The sequence below is a fragment of the Mucilaginibacter sp. P4_G9 genome (assembly GCF_056400985.1).
In genome coordinates, this window is the sequence record NZ_JBFUKF010000603.1 from 1 (window position 1) to 2,229 (window position 2,229).

The 2,229-nt window shown below is 34.2% G+C and carries 2 protein-coding genes; both read right to left on the reverse strand.

Annotated features, from left to right (window positions below):
• On the reverse strand, positions 1–299 hold a 299-nt coding region (locus AC1DPZ_RS25795), incomplete at its 3' end, for a response regulator (RefSeq protein ID WP_477408882.1).
• 96 nt (positions 300–395) lie between these two features.
• A partial coding sequence (locus AC1DPZ_RS25800) for a sensor histidine kinase (RefSeq protein WP_477408884.1) occupies positions 396–2,229 on the reverse strand: 1,834 nt, incomplete at its 5' end.

A 2,229-nucleotide genomic window follows, 5' to 3' on the forward strand; every position in this document is an offset into this window, starting at 1 on the left:
ATATTACCCTTGTTTATTGCATCAATTATTGATTCAATATCAGTATAAGCAGTTAATAAAACACGAACAGGTAATGGATAACTTGTTCGTATTTCCTCAAAAAATTCAACGCCGCTTTGCCCCGGCATTCGCTGGTCGCAAAAAACGACTCTGATATCCGGATGATTACTAAGATAATTTAAAGCTTGTGGTATATTTACAGCTGTAAAAATCTGATATTCAATCCTCAACGATGCTTTAAAACCTACAAGATTTTCCTGCTCATCGTCTATATATAGTATTTTTATTTTTTCTGACATTATGCTAAGTATTTGATACCCATAATTGTAAAGCTCCTATTACTTAAACTACTTTATAATAAACATCGCTAAACCTTTATACCCATTAATTTAGCTTTATGTTGACTTAGAATTAAATATTATTGGTATCTGTAAAACTAATTCTGTCCCTTCTCCCGGCAAACTGTTCGCAAATATTTTCCCGTTGTGTTTTTTTACCGTATTATAGGAAATAGACATGCCTAAGCCCATTCCTTCTCCAACATCTTTTGTTGTAAAAAAAGGTTCAAATATCTTTTTTTGTGCTTCAGGTTCCATACCGATTCCATTATCTTTTATCTTTATTATTACATCGCCCTCATCACAAGTTGTTGTAATAACTATTACACCACCATCGTTTTCGCCAAAACGCTTCTGCACTGCATAAATGGCATTTGAAATAATATTTAAAAACACCTGGTTCAACTTGCCTGGATAACATTCTACAAGCGGTAAATCACCATAAATCTTAGTTACCGTTATTTTTTTTAGCAGATTATTTGCAATAACCATGGTTGCTTCCAGCCCCTCGTTAATATCTGCTTTTTTCAATCCGTCTTCATCCAGGCGCGAAAAAATTTTTAATCCCTTAACAATTTCGGCTGTTCTGCTGGCCCCCTCATTAATCCCTTTTATCAAATGGTTAATTTCAATGGTGAGATAATCAAAATCCAGCTCTTCCTTATACTCCCTGATCTGTTTTTCTTTATCAGCTACTGACAAATTAGATACGCCAACATTTTCAATAACGGCCATGGCCTCAAACACTAAATCAATATTTCGTTTTAAAGGCCTGATATTTGAGGAAACAAAGTTTATGGGATTATTAATTTCATGGGCTATACCTGCAGTCAGCTGACCTAATGAAGCCATTTTTTCTGATTCCACTAATTGCGATTGCGCCTGCTTTAAATCTTCAAGGGTTTTGTTCAGTTCCTGATTTGATACACTTAACGCTACGGTACGCTCTTTTACCTTTGTTTCCAACAGTACGTTTTGCTCTTTAACAATCCGTTCATTTTCCTTTAATGCTTTTAATGTTTCTTCCTGTGATTTTTCTTTCTCGGCTTTGAAAATATTTATCTTGTCTGCAAGGGCCAAAGAAAGTAATGTAACTTCAAAAGCGGTACCTGCCTGCATTGTATAATTTGTCAAATTATTATAGGGTAATATACCTAAATTACGCAATACAAATAAGATGATCCCTGTTAAAAACAATGTCCAGGCTAACAGGAAAAACCTTGCAGGCCTATATCCATTTAATGAAAGCTTAATGATAACAATATACACGCTAACCGTTAAGCATAAGGCACTAATGTCAATCATCCGATAGCTGATATGTGCATAACCGAGAAGCCTTACAATAATTATTATAGAATATAATAAGATTATAAATTTAAGTACCCCACTCATCACAGGCATTCTTTTTTTTATGCCTAAAAACGATTCGGCAAATAATAACAGAGATATGCCGGCCATTGCGGGGAAAATAATTATACCCATGTTAAACATACCCGGAGAATTGGGAAAAATAAACCGGTATGTATAACCCGATAATGAGGTTTGAGTAAGCCCGATTAATAATRTATAGGAAACATAGTATAAATAACTGATATCCCTGGTTGATATAAATACAAAACAATTATAAACCATCATAACCAGTAACACGCCTGTAAGCCCCCCCCATAACAGATCGTGACTAAGTTTTGATTCGGCTATTTTTTGCGGCGTACCTATTACTAATGGTAAAACCATTTGCTGGCTGCTTTCAACCTTCAGATAAAAAGTAGCTGTACTATCTTTTGGAATTTTAACATCGAAAAGAAAATCCTGGTGCTTATATTTTCTTTTTGCAAAAGGATTATTGTCGCTTAATGTTTCTTTATAAAAAACACCATTAACAGGATAATAA